Annotated in this window: 15 protein-coding genes; 6 read left to right on the top strand and 9 right to left on the bottom strand. The window is 67.8% G+C overall.

The annotated features are described in order from the left end of the window. Positions 1-18: 18 nt before the first annotated feature. Together SNOV_RS17820 and SNOV_RS17815 are read right to left on the bottom strand one after the other, a co-directional pair. Positions 19-261 carry a hypothetical protein gene (locus tag SNOV_RS17820; RefSeq protein WP_013168363.1) on the bottom strand — a complete coding sequence of 81 codons (243 nt, stop codon included), beginning with the start codon at positions 259-261 and terminating at the stop codon, positions 19-21. A gap of 69 nt (positions 262-330) precedes the next feature. Further along, a complete protein-coding gene (locus tag SNOV_RS17815) occupies positions 331-627 on the bottom strand; it encodes a hypothetical protein (protein WP_013168362.1) in 297 nt (98 codons plus the stop codon). A gap of 212 nt (positions 628-839) precedes the next feature. On the opposite strand from SNOV_RS17815, the gene SNOV_RS17810 reads away from it, so the two are divergent. The 3 genes from SNOV_RS17810 (at position 840) to SNOV_RS17800 (ending at position 4,228) form a co-directional block, all read left to right on the top strand. Then, positions 840-2,150 (top strand): NAD(P)/FAD-dependent oxidoreductase, encoded by a 1,311-nt coding sequence (locus SNOV_RS17810; RefSeq protein ID WP_013168361.1) that lies wholly within the window; start codon positions 840-842, stop codon positions 2,148-2,150. An 85-nt stretch (positions 2,151-2,235) separates the two neighbouring features. After that, the gene (locus tag SNOV_RS17805; RefSeq protein WP_013168360.1) at positions 2,236-2,487 is read left to right on the top strand and encodes a GlsB/YeaQ/YmgE family stress response membrane protein; all 252 of its coding nucleotides are present in this window, start codon (positions 2,236-2,238) and stop codon (positions 2,485-2,487) included. A gap of 139 nt (positions 2,488-2,626) precedes the next feature. Then, positions 2,627-4,228 carry an alpha-amylase family glycosyl hydrolase gene (locus SNOV_RS17800; protein WP_013168359.1) on the top strand — a complete coding sequence of 534 codons (1,602 nt, stop codon included), beginning with the start codon at positions 2,627-2,629 and terminating at the stop codon, positions 4,226-4,228. A gap of 9 nt (positions 4,229-4,237) precedes the next feature. Here SNOV_RS17800 and SNOV_RS17795 read toward each other — a convergent pair whose 3' ends face one another. The 7 genes from SNOV_RS17795 to SNOV_RS17765 all read right to left on the bottom strand — a co-directional run bounded on the left by SNOV_RS17795 (position 4,238) and on the right by SNOV_RS17765 (position 11,520). After that, positions 4,238-5,902 (bottom strand): alpha-amylase family protein, encoded by a 1,665-nt coding sequence (locus SNOV_RS17795; RefSeq protein WP_013168358.1) that lies wholly within the window; start codon positions 5,900-5,902, stop codon positions 4,238-4,240. A gap of 89 nt (positions 5,903-5,991) precedes the next feature. Further along, entirely contained in the window at positions 5,992-6,279 is a 288-nt protein-coding gene (locus tag SNOV_RS17790; RefSeq protein WP_013168357.1) for a hypothetical protein, read from the bottom strand. A gap of 85 nt (positions 6,280-6,364) precedes the next feature. After that, positions 6,365-7,987, bottom strand: a complete 1,623-nt coding sequence (locus tag SNOV_RS17785) for an ABC-F family ATP-binding cassette domain-containing protein (RefSeq protein ID WP_013168356.1) — start codon at positions 7,985-7,987, stop codon at positions 6,365-6,367. A 107-nt stretch (positions 7,988-8,094) separates the two neighbouring features. Continuing rightward, positions 8,095-8,763, bottom strand: coding sequence for an aspartate/glutamate racemase family protein (locus tag SNOV_RS17780; RefSeq protein WP_013168355.1), 669 nt, complete (start codon positions 8,761-8,763; stop codon positions 8,095-8,097). Between the two features lie 13 nt (positions 8,764-8,776). Then, positions 8,777-9,721 carry a sugar phosphate isomerase/epimerase family protein gene (locus SNOV_RS17775; RefSeq protein ID WP_013168354.1) on the bottom strand — a complete coding sequence of 315 codons (945 nt, stop codon included), beginning with the start codon at positions 9,719-9,721 and terminating at the stop codon, positions 8,777-8,779. 4 nt (positions 9,722-9,725) lie between these two features. Continuing rightward, on the bottom strand, positions 9,726-10,730 hold the full coding sequence (locus SNOV_RS17770) for a PdxA family dehydrogenase (protein ID WP_013168353.1): 1,005 nt from the start codon (positions 10,728-10,730) through the stop codon (positions 9,726-9,728). Positions 10,731-10,803: 73 nt separating this feature from the next. Then, complete coding sequence (locus tag SNOV_RS17765) at positions 10,804-11,520, bottom strand: GntR family transcriptional regulator (RefSeq protein WP_013168352.1); 717 nt, start codon at positions 11,518-11,520, stop codon at positions 10,804-10,806. Between the two features lie 332 nt (positions 11,521-11,852). Between SNOV_RS17765 and SNOV_RS17760 the strand changes: the two genes are divergently transcribed. The 3 genes from SNOV_RS17760 (at position 11,853) to SNOV_RS17750 (ending at position 14,926) form a co-directional block, all read left to right on the top strand. Then, a complete protein-coding gene (locus SNOV_RS17760; protein WP_013168351.1) occupies positions 11,853-12,845 on the top strand; it encodes a Bug family tripartite tricarboxylate transporter substrate binding protein in 993 nt (330 codons plus the stop codon). Between the two features lie 64 nt (positions 12,846-12,909). Further along, entirely contained in the window at positions 12,910-13,383 is a 474-nt protein-coding gene (locus SNOV_RS17755; RefSeq protein ID WP_013168350.1) for a tripartite tricarboxylate transporter TctB family protein, read from the top strand. A gap of 34 nt (positions 13,384-13,417) precedes the next feature. Further along, positions 13,418-14,926, top strand: a complete 1,509-nt coding sequence (locus SNOV_RS17750) for a tripartite tricarboxylate transporter permease (RefSeq protein ID WP_013168349.1) — start codon at positions 13,418-13,420, stop codon at positions 14,924-14,926. The last annotated feature ends 84 nt before the right edge of the window (positions 14,927-15,010 follow it).

Below are 15,010 nucleotides of genomic sequence, written 5' to 3'. Positions count from 1 at the left end.
TGCGAAGATCGGCCGGCTTCACGTCATGCCGCGCTGGCGCAGCAGATGTTCGAGCCGCGAGGTCACCGCCTCGATCACGGCGGGCTCGCCGCTGCTGGCTGCCGCCATGAGCTGGTCCAGGGTGGAATCGATCTCCGCGCGGTCGGGGCAGGTGCCGGCATTGAGGAACTCGACGGCGGACAGAAGCGTGTCCAGCGTCCGCGGCGGGTTCGACTTCAGCACGATCGGCCGTGCCAGCGGCTTTTCCAGCTTCCCCGGCATGATGCTTCGCCCCGCATGGAGGAGGCTAGCCTAACCAGCGGGAAGGCCTGACGGCAAGCGCCTGAAGCGTCAGTTCGGCACCAGCGAGCGGAAGGGCGGCAGCAGCGCGATCTCGGCCGCCGTTCCCGAGCGCCGCACCAGCAGCACCGGGTAGGAGGTGCCGTCCTCGAGCGTCAGCAGACCGCGTCCGCCCGGCACGTCGGCGAGCACCCAGCTGTCGGATTCTATATGGCCCGACACCAGCGTCTCGCCGGCGGCGGGACCGCTGTCGCGCCGCTGCACGAGAAGCTCGTAGGTCGCGGTGGCTGACGTGAAACCCGTCGTTCGGAGCCAGCCATGCCCTGTAAGGCGACGCAGCGTCTCCATTTCCATCCCCAAGCACGCACGGCGGATAATTGGCGTGCAACGCACAATGGCGCGCAAAAGTTCCCCAGAGTCAGACGCCGATGTTCAGCTTGCCGCGCCGCACGGCCATGCATCGCGTGGCGTTGACCTACCGGCTGGAGCACCCATGTCTGGGAAGCGCCTCCTTCGGCCGCCCGGCCGGAGGACGGCGCGGTAGAGGACCGTGAGGCGACATGAGCGAAGATGCACCTTCTCTAAGGCCCCGCGTCGTCATCGTTGGCGCCGGTTTCGGCGGGCTGCAGGTGGCGCGCGGGCTTGCCGACGCTCCGGTCGACATCATCCTCGTCGACAAGCACAATTACCATTGTTTCCAGCCGCTGCTCTATCAGGTGGCGACCGCGGTGCTGTCGCCGGCCGATGTCGCCTGGCCGGTGCGCCACATCCTCTCCCGCCAGGACAACGTCACCATGCTGATGGCACAGGTGACCGGCGTCGACCGCGCCGCGCAGGCGCTCATCACCAGCGAGGGGCCGATCCCCTACGACTTCCTCGTCCTCGCCACCGGTGCCACCCATTCCTATTTCGGCCATGAGGAATGGGCGCCCTTCGCGCCGGGGCTGAAGGACATCCAGGACGCCACCCATCTGCGCCGGCGTATCCTCGTCGCCTTCGAGCGGGCGGAGGCGAGCGACGACGAGGCGGCGCGCCGGCGCCTGCTGACCTTCGTCATCATTGGCGGTGGCCCGACCGGCGTGGAGATGGCCGGCTCCATCGCCGAGATCGCCCGCCACGCGCTGGCGCCCGACTTCAAGCGGGTCGATCCGCGCACCGCGCGCATCCTCCTGATCGAGGCCGGCCCCCGGCTGTTGCCGGTTCTCACCGAGCCGCTCTCGGCCTATGCGCGCCGGCGGCTGGAGGCGATGGGGGTGGAGGTGCTGACCGGGCGGCCTGTCGTCGACATCGGTGCCGACCATGTCGAGCTTGCCGGCGGCGAGATCATTCCGGCCTCGACCAAGATCTGGGCGGCCGGTGTGCGCGCCTCGCCGGCGGCGCAATGGCTCGGTGTCGAGACCGACCGTGCCGGGCGCTGCCTCGTCGGCCCGGATCTGAGCGTGCCCGATGCGCCGGAGATCTTCGTCATCGGCGACACCGCGGCGGTCTCCGATCCGGCGGGCAAGCCGGTGCCGGGCATCGCGCCCGCGGCCAAGCAGATGGGCGACCATGTGGCAAAGGCCATCGAGGCGCGGCTCGCCGGCAGCACGGCGCCCGCCTTCCGCTACCGCCATGACGGCGACCTCGCCACCATCGGCCGCAATTCCGCGGTGGTGAAGCTCGGCCGGCTGGAACTGACCGGCTTCCTCGGCTGGATGTTCTGGGGCTTCATCCACGTCTATTTCCTGATCGGCACGCGGAACCGCATCGCCGTGGCGCTGGCCTGGCTGTGGAACTACGTCACGCACCAGCGCGCGGCCCGCCTGATCACCGGCGAGCCGGAGGTGTCGGAAGCGGAGTCGAAGAAGCCGCCGTTGCGGCAAGCTTCGTAAGCAGCGCGCTGCCGCGCGGAACACGGAACGGGGCCGGTGCGTTTTATACCGCTGCCAACGGGGCAGGGGTTAATGGGGAAGCACCATGGAAGACGCGCAGATCGGCTGGATCGCGGCCATCATCATCGGCGGGCTGGCGGGGTGGATCGCCTCCGCCATCATGAAGACCGGCACCGGCATCTTCATGAACATCATTCTCGGCATCATCGGAGCGGCGATCGCCAGCTTCCTGTTCAGCTTCATCGGCATCGGCTTCGGCGGCTGGCTCGGCTATCTCGTCGCCGGCATACTCGGCGCCTGCATCCTCATCTGGCTGGTGCGGGCGATAAGAAGCTGACGCCCGCCGGCGGGGTAAGGTCGCCGGCATCAGCTTTCACACTTCCGCGCTAGAACGGGGCGCCCGCGGCGAAGCCCTCGGGCGCCCATCCGCGCGAGCGCGCCCCGAACCGACCGTCCGCCACGACAGGAGGAGCCGCATGATCGACACCCGATGGTGGCAGCGAGGCATTTTCTACCAGGTCTATCCCCGCTCCTTCCAGGACACCGACGGCGACGGCATCGGCGATCTCGACGGCATCCGCCGGCGGCTCGACTACCTCGCCGGGCTCGGCGTCGACGCCATCTGGGTCTCGCCGATCTATCCCTCGCCCATGGCCGATTTCGGCTACGACGTGGCGGATTACTGCGGCATCCACCCGATGTTCGGCGACCTCGAAGCCTTCGACCGCCTGGTCGCCGACGTGCATGCGCGCGGATTGAAGCTGGTGCTCGACTTCGTGCCCAACCACACCTCCGACCAGCATCTCTGGTTCAGGGAGAGCCGCGCCTCGCGCGATAATCCCAAGCGCGACTGGTACATCTGGCGCGATCCCGCCCCGGATGGCGGGCCGCCGAACAACTGGATCAGCAATTTCGGCGGGCCGGCTTGGACCTTGGACGCGGCGAGCGGCCAGTACTACTACCACGCCTTCCTCAAGGAGCAGCCGGACCTCAACTGGCGCAACCCTGAAGTCCGCGCGGCCATGCACGACGTGCTGCGCTTCTGGATGGCGCGCGGCGTCGACGGCTTCCGCGTCGACGTCATCTGGCACCTGATGAAGGACGCCGATTTCCGCGACAACCCGCCCAATCCCGGCTACCGCCCGGAGGAGGGCGATATCGGCCGCTTCCTGCAGACCCATTCCGCCGACCAGCCGGAGGTGCACGACATCATCGCCGAGCTGCGGCGCGTGGTCGACGAGTTCCCGGATCGGGTGCTGATCGGCGAGATCTACCTGCCGATCGACCGGCTGGTCGCCTATTACGGCGAGGACCTCGCCGGCGCGCATCTGCCGTTCAATTTCCAGCTGATCTATGCCAGCTGGAACGCCGAGAGCCTTGCCGCCCTCATCGAGGAATATGAGGGATCGCTGCCGCGCGGCGGATGGCCCAACTGGGTGCTCGGCAATCACGACCGGCCGCGCATCGCCAGCCGCGTCGGCCACGACCGCGCCCGCGCCGCCGCCGTGCTGCTGCTCACCCTGCGCGGCACGCCGACCATGTATTACGGCGACGAGATCGGCATGGAGAACGTGCCGATCTCGCCGGAGGACGTGCACGACCCCTGGGAGAAGAACGAGCCCGGCCTCGGGCTCGGCCGCGACCCCGAGCGCACGCCCATGCAGTGGGATGCCTCGCCCAACGCCGGCTTCACCGCCGGCCGGCCCTGGTTGCCGGTGGCGGCGAACTTTGCCCATTGCAACGTGGCGGCGATGCTGGACGACCCGTTCTCCATCCTCGCGCTCTACCGCCGGCTGATCGCGTTGCGGCGTGTGCATCCCGCGCTCCAGACCGGCAGCTACCGGCCGGTGACGGCGCACGGCGACGTGCTGGCCTATCAGCGCGAACTCGGCGGCGAGAGCCTGTTCGTGGTGCTCAATCTCGGCGGCGAGACGCAGCGCGGCATCGCCTTGCCCGACGGGGTTGCGGAAGGCCATGTGCTGCTCTCCACCCGCCTCGATCGCGAGGAGAAGGTGACGAGCGGCTTTTCGCTCCGCGCCCATGAAGGGCTGGTCATCGCGCTGTCCGCGGCTACCTGAGCGGGCCTTCTACTCCGAGCGGCGGATGGCGTAGTCGAGGCTGCCGACGCGGAACCAGCGATAGCCATAGGGCTCCAGCGTGATGTGGTGGCGGCCCTTGCCGTCAGCCTCGCTGTGGTCGTCGGACAGCAGGTTGACCAGCTGGTCCGGCTCGCCATTGGGCGGGCGGGCCCGGAAGCTGATGCTCGCCCCTTCGGGGTGGAAGTTGTGCAGCAGCACCACGACGTTGTTGCGCCATGTGTAGCGCAGGCACAGCACCGCCTTGTTGCCGACGTCGACGATGTCGAAATCGCCCCAGCCGATCTCCGGCGTCTCCTGGCGGGTACGGATCATCCGCTCCATCCAGTTGAGCAGCGAGTCCGGGTCGCGCCGCTGCTCGGCGACGTTCACCTCCTGATAGCCGTAGCTGCCCTCGGAGATCACCGGCAGGATCGTCTTCCTGGCCTGGCTGAAGCCGCCATGCTTCTCGTTCGACCATTGCATCGGCGTGCGCGCGCAGTAGCGCTCGGGCAAATCGAGATCGTCGCCCATGCCGATCTCGTCGCCATAGCGCAGCACCGGCGTGCCGGGCAGCGACAGCATCAGGCTGTAGGCGACCTCCAGCCGGCGGCGGTCGTTCTGCAGCATCGGCGCCAGCCGCCTTCGTATGCCGCGGTCATAGAGCTGCATCGACTTCTCCGGCCCGAAGGCGTCGAACGCCTGCTGCCGTTGGCGCTCGGACAGCCGGCCGAGGTCGAGCTCGTCGTGGTTGCGCAGGAAGATGCCCCACTGCGCCGTGGCATAGTCCGGCCGCGTCGCCTTCAGGGCCTTCGTCAGCGGCCGTGTATCGGCGCTGGCCAGCGCGTAGAACAGCGTCTGGTTGACCTGGAAGTTGAACATCATGTGCATCCGGTCGCCGTCGACGCCGAAATATTTCTTGTCGTCGGCGGGCAGGATGTTCGCCTCGGCGAGAATGATGCTGTCGCCGCAGCGCCACTGCAGGAACTCGCGGAAGACCCTGAGCATGTTGAAGTGCTCGATCGGCTTGCCGTCGACATGCGGGCCCTTCTCGGCGATCACGAAGGGCGCGGCGTCCATGCGGAAGCCCGACACGCCGAGCTGCAGCCAGAACCCCATGATGCGCAGGATCTCCGACTGCACCTCCGGATTGGCGGTGTTGAGGTCGGGCTGGAATTCATAGAAGCGGTGGAAGTAGTAGGCCTTGGCGACGCTGTCATAGGTCCAGGTCGCCTTCTGCACGCCGGGGAAGACCATGCCCTCATGCGCGTTCTTGGGCTTCTTCTTCGACCAGACATACCAGTCGCGATAGGGCGAGCTGGGGTCGGAGCGGGCGGATTTGAACCAGGGATGCTGGTCGGAGGTGTGGTTGATCACGAGGTCGATCAGCACCCGCATGCCGCGCTGCTTGGCGGCATGGGTGAATTCGACGAAATCGCCGAGCGTGCCGTAGCGCGGGTCGACGCCGTAATAGTCGGCGACGTCGTAGCCGTCGTCGTGCCCGGGCGAGACCTGGAACGGCATCAGCCAGATGGCGGTGACGCCCAGGCCGTGCAGATAGTCGAGCCGGCGCATCAGGCCGCGGAAATCGCCGACCCCGTCGCCGTTCGAATCCATGAAGCTCTCGACCGAGAGGCAGTAGACGATCGCGTTCTTGTACCAGAGGTCGGGGATCACGCAGGAGGCTCTCGCTGGAAGGAACGAGAGCGCAACGCGCTCGGCGTGAGGGCGTTCCAGCGAGAAGCGGCTTTGCGCGTCGTTCCCGGCTAGAATTCGGCGCGCTCGCGCGAGCGCCCGACCCCGGCGACGATGGCGGCGTAGTCGAGCGCCTCGCCGTCGCGCTGCATGGCGTGGCGCAGGAAGCGGATGGGGAAGCGGATCGCTTCCACATTGGCCTCGCTCAGGCCGGAGGAGCGCGCGGAGGCGCCCTTCTCGGCGCAAACGAGCGCCTCGGCGATCTCCTCGCCGTTCAGCATGCCCTTGCGCTTGAGCGCCTCGCACAGCGCCGCGAGCGCGAGCAGCGTGCCTTCCATCTGCAGATTGGCGGTGTTCATCGGCTCCCCTCCGCACCATGGGCAGCCCGGCGCTGCCCAGATGAGAAAACCGGAGCGTACCCGCTTGGGTTCCCTCCGGGGAGCCTCAGTTGCGCAGGCCCGGCGCCTCCTGGCCGGTGCGGGCGACATATTCGGTGTAACCGCCGCCATATTGGTGGATGCCGTCCGGGGTCAGCTCCAGCACCCGGTTCGACAGCGCGGCGAGGAAATGCCGGTCGTGGCTGACGAACAGCATGGTGCCCTCATAGCTCGCCAGCGCGGCGATCAGCATCTCCTTGGTGGTGATGTCGAGATGGTTGGTCGGCTCGTCCAGCACCAGGAAGTTCGGTGGGTCGTAGAGCATCTTCGCCATGACGAGCCGCGCCTTCTCGCCGCCCGAGAGCACGCGGCACCTCTTCTCGACGTCGTCGCCGGAGAAGCCGAAGCAGCCGGCGAGCGATCGGAGCGAACCCTGCGCCGCCTGCGGAAAGACGTCCTCCAGCGTCTCGAACACGGTGCGCTCGCCCTCCAGCACCTCCATGGCGTGCTGGGCGAAATAGGCCATCTTCACGCTGCCGCCGAGCGCCACCGTGCCGTCGTCGGGCTCGGTGGAGCCGGTCACCAGCTTGAGCAGGGTCGACTTGCCGGCGCCGTTCACCCCCATCACGCACCAGCGCTCGCGCCGGCGCACATGGAAGTCGAGCCCCTCATAGATGCGGCGGGCGCCATAGCTTTTGTGCACGCCCTTGAGGCTGACCACGTCCTCGCCCGAGCGCGGCGCCGGCTGGAATTCGAACGCCACCGTCTGGCGCCGGCGCGGCGGCTCGACTCGCTCGATCTTGTCGAGCTTCTTCACCCGGCTCTGCACCTGCGCGGCGTGGGAGGCGCGCGCCTTGAAGCGCTCGATGAAGGCGATCTCCTTGGCCAGCATGGCCTGCTGACGCTCGAACTGCGCCTGCTGCTGCTTGTCGGCCAGCGCCCGCTGCTGCGCATAGAACTCGTAGTCGCCGGAATAGGAGGTGAGCGCGCCGGCGTCGATCTCCACCACCTTGTTGACGATGCGGTTCATGAAGGCGCGGTCGTGCGAGGTCATCATCAGCGCGCCGTCGAAATTCTTCAGGAACGCCTCGAGCCAGATCAGGCTCTCGATGTCGAGATGGTTCGACGGCTCGTCGAGCAGCATCACGTCCGGGCGCATCAGCAGGATGCGGGCAAGCGCCACGCGCATCTTCCAGCCGCCGGAGAGCTTGCCGACGTCGCCGTCGATCATTTCCTGGCTGAAGCCGAGGCCGGCGAGCACCTCGGCGGCGCGGCCCTCCAGCGAGTAGCCGTCGAGCTCCTCGAAGCGGCCCTGCACCTCGCCATAGCGCTCGATGATGGCGTCCATCTCGTCCATGCGGTCGGGGTCGACCATGGCGGCTTCGAGTTCGCGCAGCTCGGCGGCGATGGTGCTGACCGGGCCGGCGCCGTCCATCACGGCGGCGAGCACCGACTGGCCGGACATCTCGCCGACATCCTGGCTGAAATAGCCGATGGTGATGCCGCGATCGACCGAGACCTGTCCCTCGTCGGGCGCCTCCTCGCCGGTGATCAGCCGGAACAGCGTGGTCTTGCCGGCGCCGTTGGGGCCGACAAGGCCGATCTTCTCGCCCTTGAGGAGGGTGGCAGAGGCTTCGATGAAGACGATCTGCTTGCCGTTCTGCTTGCCGATGGAGTCGAGACGGATCATGCGCGCGAGAATTCCGAGAGGGAGTTGCCGCGCGCTTAGGCCATTTGGCGGCCGGAGGGAAGGGCGACGGCCTGCGGCGTGAGCGCCGTGCCGGCCGGCAAAGGCGATCAGGTCGCTTTGCTTATCCGGCTACGAATTGCGGTAACGGCCGAGGTGGGGCTGGTCAGCACCTCCCAGCCGAGCGCGTCCTCGACCGCCGCCTTGGCGCGGGAGGTGGAGAAATGCGCGAGCAGCACCGCATCGCAATGGCGCAGCTTCGGCGCGGCCTCGGCCACCAGCCGATTATGCGTCTCCGCGTCGCCGCCCTTCAGCGCGTCCATGGCGCCTGCGACCAGCACCGTCTCCAGCTCCGCATCCGAGCGGGCGGCCTGCGCCGCCTCGCGGAACTCGGCCTCCATGGTCGCCACCGCCGGGCCGAAGGTGGCGAGCATGCCGATGCGCCTTCCGGCGGCGAGGGCCTGGTCGAACATCGCCTCGTTCGGCTTCAGCACGGGGATGGGCAGGCGGCGCGCCGCCTCCTCGATCGCCGGCCCGAAGGCCGAGCAGGTGAAGAGAATGCCGTCCGCGCCCGTGAGCGCGGCATAGTCCGCCAGCATGTTGATGCGCTTCGTCATGCGCGGGGTGAGATCGCCCTCGCCCTCGGCGGCGCGGTCGGGCGAGAGGCTGTCGTCGAACAGATTGGTGCAGCGGGCCTCCGGCCAGAGCCGGGCGAAGGCGGAGGTGATCGGCGCGATGGCGACTTCCACAGCGTGGATCAGGGCAATTCTCGGCGCCATGGTGTTCCCCAGTCTATGGCCGTCGGAGCGCGGCGTCGGCGATGGCGGCCGCACGGTGCAGCATGCGCAGCCCACCGGCAATGGCGAGTTCCGGCGTCTCGCCTTCCGGCGTCTTCATCTCGATGCTGATCAGCGGCAGGCTCGTGGGCAGCGTGCGGGTGCCATAGCCGTTGCGCACCAGCGCGTCGAGGAAGGTCACGACGTCGTCGACGCCGACCGCGCCGCCCGGCGCGCCGAAGCGGCAATGGGAATCGCCGAAGGTTGCCGGCACCGCGCGGTCGAGGCCGCAATTGGCGACATGGGCATGGATCGTCACCTCGCGCGCCGCCGCCACCGCCCCGGCAATGTCCTCGCCGAGCTGCACGATGTGGCTGAGGTCGAGGGTGAGGCCGATATTGGCGTGCGTGCGGCGCACGCGCTTGACCAGCGCGGTGGCTTCGACCGTCGGGCCGAGCAGGCGCTTCTGATCGAGCTCGCGGTCGAAATGCTCGAAGGTCAGCCAGAGCGGATCGTGCGGCCGCACCGCGACCGCATGGGCGCACAATTCCTCCAGCACGCCGGCGAGCCGGTCGATGGCGGCGGCGCGCTCCTCCGGCGCCGTGTCCGGGCCGGAGCAGAGCAGCATCATCCGGCAACCGAGGCCGGCGGCGGTCTCCACGAGCGTCTTCAGCTCCGCCACGGCGGCGGCGCGCGTCGCCGGATCGTCCGCGCTGGGGTCGATGCCCTTGCGGCGCATGACGCCGCCGACCACCATCACCGCGTCGACGCCGGACCAGGCGAAACTGTCGCGCAGGGCGGCCATGCCGTCGGCATCCAGCGCCCAGGCGCCCTCGACGCCCTGCAGGTTCGCATCCCGCAGTAGCCGCTCGGTGGTTACCAGCGGGTCGTGCGGGGTGGTGGCGTAGGCCGCCACATGCACGACGCCGGCGCCGAAGATACGCTCTCCTATGCGCAGCATCGGCTCACAGCGCCCGCATGCTCTTGGCCGCCGCGATAATCGACAGCTCCATATTGGTGGAGCCGGCGATGCCCTTGCCGGCGATGTCGAAGGCGGTGCCGTGCGAGACGGTGAAGACCGGGATCGGCAGGCCGCCGATGAAGTTCACGAGATGGCCGAACTCCAGGATCTTGATGCCGGAATTGCCGTGGTCGTGATACATCGACAGCACGATGTCGAGGCCGAGCTTGTCGATGTCGACGAACACCGTGTCGGCCGGGATCGGGCCGATCACCTTGATGCCCTCGGCGCGGGCATCGTCGCAGGCCGGGCCGATATCGGTCATCTCCTCGGTGCCCATCAGCCCGTGCTCGCCATTATGCGGGTTGAGGCCGGACACGCCGATCACCGGATCGGGCAGGCCGACCATGGCGAGGCTGTCCTTCAGCACCCTGATCTGCGTGAGCACGCGCTCGCGGGTGCAGATATCGGCGACCTGGCGCAGCGGTACATGGTTGGTGACGCGGGCGAGGTTGTATTTCCGGCCCATGAGGATCTGGATCGAGCGCCCGGCGCCGGTGTAGTGGCGCGAGATCTCCTCGAAGCCGGTGTGCTCGTGGCCGCCGTCCTTCATCGCCCGCTTGTTGTTCGGCGAGACGACGACGGCGTGGGCCTCGCCGGCCATGCCCAAGCTGATGGCGTGGGCGATGCTGGCGCCGCTGTAGCGGCCGGCCTCGGCCGAGACCTCGCCGCGCGGGCACTGCGACAGGTCGAGCCTGTCGAAGGGCAGGATCTCCACCGTGCCCGGCGCGCCGGTGGCCTCGGAAGGGCTGGCGAGCAGCCGGATCTCCAGCGGCGCGCCCGCCAGCTTCAGGTCGCGCTCATACACCTCGGGGCTGCCAACGATGATCGGCGCGGCGGCCCGCCGGACTTCCTCGCTGGCCATCGCCTTGAGGGCGATCTCCGGGCCGATGCCGCTCGGGTCGCCGTTCGAGATCGCGACGATGGGCTTGCCGTCCTGGGTACGCATGTTCCGACTCTTTCCTTGGATGTTTTCCTGTCGAGGCAGCGACGCCGATGACACGGCACCAATCCTCGCGACGTCAGTCCTCGTGGTCCCAGACGCCCTCGAAGCGGGCGATCTGCTCCGGCATGGTGCGCAGCAGCCGGTTGCGCCCGGCGAGGCTGTGGTCGCGCAGCACCTCGGCGATGCGCGAGGGATTGCCGTTCCTCAACACTTCGAGGATCAGCGCGTGCTCGGCCGACGACGCCCGCACATTGCCGTCGAGGATGAGGGCGCGCTTGCGCCAGATGTGCAGCTCGCGGTCGAGGCTCTCATAGATGCTGGCGAGGTGCTTGTTGCGGGTGAACGCCATGATGCGCGAGTGGAAGCGCCGGTTCAGCACGTAGAACTGATCCGCCTCGCCCGCCGCCACCGCGGCCTCCATCTGCACATGCATGTCCGCCAGCTCGGCGATCTGCTCGCGGTTTATGCGCCGCGCCAGGATGCGCCCGGCATGGGAGAACAGCGCGGCGCGGACGTCGTAGATCTCCAGCACGTCCTGCAGGTCGAGCACGCGCACGAAGAAGCCGCGATTGGCCTTGAATTCGACGAGTCCGGCTTCCTCCAGCCGGCGGCAGGCCTCGCGCACCGGGCCGCGGCTGATGCCGCGCTGGTCGGCGAGCGCCTTCTCGTTGATGCGGTCGCCCGGCTCCAGCCCGCCGTCGATGATCGTGTTCTCGAGCTCGCGATAGATCTTGTCCGCGATCGACGAGGCGGTGGCGGCTTCGGCGTCATAGAGCATCTGGGGATTGGGCATGTGTCGCTCCTCGGCCGCCAAACTTGCCCAAGCGGACCTCAGTGTCAACAATAATGCCAAGATGTCGGCAATTGGATGCGGAAGCGCGTCATCTCGCGTCTGAATTCGGTCCTGCGAAGAATCCGTGACAGCGCGACAAGAGCGTAAAATCCAGTATTTTCAACGTGTATAGGGTCATTTACCGACAGGGTTAGCCGAAAATTATGTGTTGACAATATGACTGGCCGGCGTTTGGTTAGCGCCCGGAGAGCGCGTTGGCGCATCCCAATAAGGCCCCGGTTGCGGGCTCCTGAGCGGCACCGGCGGCCAGTTTGATTCAAAGGGAGGAGAGAATGCCGACAATTCGATCGACAAGGACCCGTCGTTCCGCGCCGGTTCGCGCCGGCCTGGTGGCCTCGCTGGCGCTTCTGGCTGCCACCGTTGGCTGGAGTCCTGCCGCCAAGGCCTTCGAGCCCGAGCGCGACGTCACCATCGTCGTTACCAGCTCGGCCGGCGGCGGCAGCGACATCATCACCCGCGTGCTTGCCGACACCATCACCAAGCTGAAGCTGACCAAGTCCAACTTCCTGGTCGAGAACCGCACCGGCGGCAGCGGCGCCGTCGGCTACACCTATGCCGCCAAGCGCACCGAAGACCCCTATCTCTGGGCCAATATCGGCGTGAGCTTCTTCACCACGCCGCTGCTCGGCCAGAGCCCGGTCACCTACAAGGACTTCAAGCCGCTCGCGGCGGTCTCCGAAGACCCGTACATCATGGTGGTGAAGGCGGATTCGCCCTTCAAGACGCTCGCGGACGTGAAGAAGGCCCGCCGCATCGTCTCTGGCACCACCGGTATCGTCTCCGACCCGGCGCTGCTGGCGAAGAGCCTGGAGACCGCGATGGGCATCAAGGCCGACATCGTGCCCTTCGGCGGCGACGGCGAGGTGGTCACCGCGCTGCTCGGCGGCCACATCCAGGTGCAGTTCGGCAATCCCAGCGAAGTGCTGCCGATGATCAAGGACGGCAAGGTGCGCGCCATCGGGGTGAGCACCAAGGAGCGCATCCCGGCGCTGCCGGACGTGCCGACCTTCCGCGAGAGCGGCTATGACGTGACCATCACCCAGCTGCGCGGCTTCGTCATGCCGAAGGACGTGCCGGACGAGGTGGTGGCCTACTGGGCCGGCATCATCAAGCAGGCGCTCGACAGCGACCTCTGGAAGACCAACTATCTCCAGCGCTTCGACGCGGTGCCGCTCTATCTCGCCGGCAAGGACTTCCAGGCCGAGATGGACAAGCGCAACGCCGACTACAAGACGCTCATGACCTCCCTCGGGCTGATCAAGTAGCCCTGTCCCGACACAGCGGGCCGGCACCAAATGCCGGCCCCGCCCTGCCAAAAGGAGGGATGGCATGGGAACCGCCCTGCTCGACCGCGCCTTCACCCTGGTGCTGCTCGGCCTCGGCCTGTTCATCACCTGGGGCGCGTGGAACTACGGCCTCTACCAGAATGGCATTCCCGGTCCCGGCTTCTTCCCGATCCTCGCCGGGCTGATGATGACGATCCTCGCGGCGGCGCTGCTGCTGCGCGACCTTTCCGGCCGCATGCGGCTCGCCGGACGGATCGATCCGGTGGTCATGCTGGCGATTGCCGCGGTGACCGGCGCCATCGTGCTGTTCGTCTATCTCGCGCCGCTGACCGGCATGGGGCTCGCCGCCTTCGCCGTCATGGTCGGCATCGGCTACGTCACCGAGGAATCCCACCGCCGCGGCCGCTTCTTCCTGCTGCGGCTGGTGCTGGTCTCGGCCGGCACGGTCGTCCTCTGCCACTTCTTCTTCGCCAAGGTGATCGGCACGCCGCTCGTCACCGGCCCGCTCGGATTCTGAAGGCGGCGCGCCGCCTTCGTCCGGAGACTGTTCCATGGAAACGCTCGCACTTCTCGGCCATGGCATCGCCAATGCCGCGACCGACCCGGCCATGCTGCTGGCCATCACGCTCGGCGCCTTCGTCGGCCTCCTGATCGGCGCCCTGCCGGGCCTCGGCCCGACGGCGGGCGTCGCCATCATGCTGCCCGTCGCGGTCGGCTTCGAGCCGACGGTGGCGCTCGCCATGCTGGCCGGCGTCTATTACGGGGCGATGTTCGGCGGCGCGGTGACGTCGATCCTGCTCGGCATACCCGGCGACGCGCCCTCGGTGATGACCGTGCTCGACGGCTATCCGCTGGCCAAGCAGGGACAGGCGGGCCGCGCGCTCGGCCTTGCCACCTACGCCTCCTTCATCGGCGGCCTCATCGGCCTGCTCGGCCTGACGCTGATGGCTCAGCTCGTCTCCAGCTACGCGCTGATGTTCGGCCCGACCGAGATGACAGCGCTGATGGTGCTCTCGCTGTCGCTGGTCACCGTGCTCGGCACCGAGGACCATCTGAAGAGCTTCCTCTCGCTCGCACTCGGCCTGTGGATCGGCATGATCGGGCTCGACCAGATCATGGGCGGGCCGCGCTTCACCTTCGGCTCCATGTTCCTGCTCGACGGCCTCGACTTCTCGCTCATCGCGGTCGGCATGTTCGGCCTCGGACAGATGTTCATGGCGCTGGAGGAGCAGACCCCCGACGCGATCGGCGCCGCCTCCTATTCCTACCGCTCGATGATGCCGAAATGGCGCGACCTGATCGCCACCCGCGGCTCGCTCGGCATCGGCTCGCTGATCGGCTTCCTCGTCGGCGTGCTGCCGGGCGCCGGCGCCACCGCCGCCACCATGATGGCCTATGGCGCGGCGAAGAAGATGTCCAAGGAGCCCGAGAAATTCGGCAAGGGCGCGCTCGACGGCGTCGCCGCGCCGGAGGCGGCCAATAACAGCGCCTCCTACGGCGCCATGGTGACGCTGTTCACCCTCGGCGTGCCGGGCTCGGCCACCACCGCCGTGCTGCTCGCCGGCCTCCTGATGGTCGGGCTGCAGCCGGGCCCGCGGCTGTTCGAGGAGCAGGGCGATTTCGTGTGGAACCTGTTCGGCACCTTCTACATCGGCAACCTCGTGCTGGTGTTCATGACCATCCTGCTCACGCCGATCCTGGCGGCGGCGATCTTCGTGCAGCGCGGCCTGCTCTTCGCCGGCGTCATCGGCATCGTCATCTACGGCATTTACGGCATCGACCTCGACCTCTCGGCGATTGCGGTGATGGCCGGCTTCGGCGTGCTCGGCTACGTCATGGAGAAGCTGAAATACCCCGCCGTGCCGCTGATCATGGGCGTGGTGCTCGGCCCGCTGCTGGAGCTCGGCGTGCGCCGCGCGCTCATCGCCTCGGGCGGCGACGTCGCGGTGTTCTACCAGCACCCGATCTCCGCCACTCTGCTGGTGGCGAGCGTCGTCGCGGTGGTGCTGCCTTATGTCGGGCCGCTGCTCTCCGGCCGGCTGCGGGCGGCGAAGATCTAAGTCGCGCTAATGTCTATACATATCCGGCGGCTTCGCTAGACTACGCGAGCCGCCGGCGCTGTCGCGGGCGGGCAGGAGGGCACG

Source organism: Ancylobacter novellus DSM 506, from assembly GCF_000092925.1.
Classification (GTDB): Bacteria; Pseudomonadota; Alphaproteobacteria; order Rhizobiales; family Xanthobacteraceae; genus Ancylobacter; species Ancylobacter novellus.
Note: the sequence above shows the minus strand (reverse complement) of the source record. Positions and strands in the feature narration are given on the sequence as shown.

What these genes read in the sequence shown, in the direction of transcription:
- SNOV_RS17790 (WP_013168357.1), bottom strand. Translation starts at nt 6,279, where the DNA reads ATGAACACCGCCAATCTGCAGATGGAAGGCACGCTGCTCGCGCTCGCG.
- SNOV_RS17815 (WP_013168362.1), bottom strand. Translation starts at nt 627, where the DNA reads ATGGAGACGCTGCGTCGCCTTACAGGGCATGGCTGGCTCCGAACGACG.
- SNOV_RS17765 (WP_013168352.1), bottom strand. Translation starts at nt 11,520, where the DNA reads ATGCCCAATCCCCAGATGCTCTATGACGCCGAAGCCGCCACCGCCTCG.
- SNOV_RS17755 (WP_013168350.1), top strand. Translation starts at nt 12,910, where the DNA reads ATGGGAACCGCCCTGCTCGACCGCGCCTTCACCCTGGTGCTGCTCGGC.
- SNOV_RS17780 (WP_013168355.1), bottom strand. Translation starts at nt 8,763, where the DNA reads ATGGCGCCGAGAATTGCCCTGATCCACGCTGTGGAAGTCGCCATCGCG.
- SNOV_RS17760 (WP_013168351.1), top strand. Translation starts at nt 11,853, where the DNA reads ATGCCGACAATTCGATCGACAAGGACCCGTCGTTCCGCGCCGGTTCGC.
- SNOV_RS17810 (WP_013168361.1), top strand. Translation starts at nt 840, where the DNA reads ATGAGCGAAGATGCACCTTCTCTAAGGCCCCGCGTCGTCATCGTTGGC.
- SNOV_RS17750 (WP_013168349.1), top strand. Translation starts at nt 13,418, where the DNA reads ATGGAAACGCTCGCACTTCTCGGCCATGGCATCGCCAATGCCGCGACC.
- SNOV_RS17820 (WP_013168363.1), bottom strand. Translation starts at nt 261, where the DNA reads ATGCCGGGGAAGCTGGAAAAGCCGCTGGCACGGCCGATCGTGCTGAAG.
- SNOV_RS17775 (WP_013168354.1), bottom strand. Translation starts at nt 9,721, where the DNA reads ATGCTGCGCATAGGAGAGCGTATCTTCGGCGCCGGCGTCGTGCATGTG.
- SNOV_RS17785 (WP_013168356.1), bottom strand. Translation starts at nt 7,987, where the DNA reads ATGATCCGTCTCGACTCCATCGGCAAGCAGAACGGCAAGCAGATCGTC.
- SNOV_RS17805 (WP_013168360.1), top strand. Translation starts at nt 2,236, where the DNA reads ATGGAAGACGCGCAGATCGGCTGGATCGCGGCCATCATCATCGGCGGG.
- SNOV_RS17800 (WP_013168359.1), top strand. Translation starts at nt 2,627, where the DNA reads ATGATCGACACCCGATGGTGGCAGCGAGGCATTTTCTACCAGGTCTAT.
- SNOV_RS17770 (WP_013168353.1), bottom strand. Translation starts at nt 10,730, where the DNA reads ATGCGTACCCAGGACGGCAAGCCCATCGTCGCGATCTCGAACGGCGAC.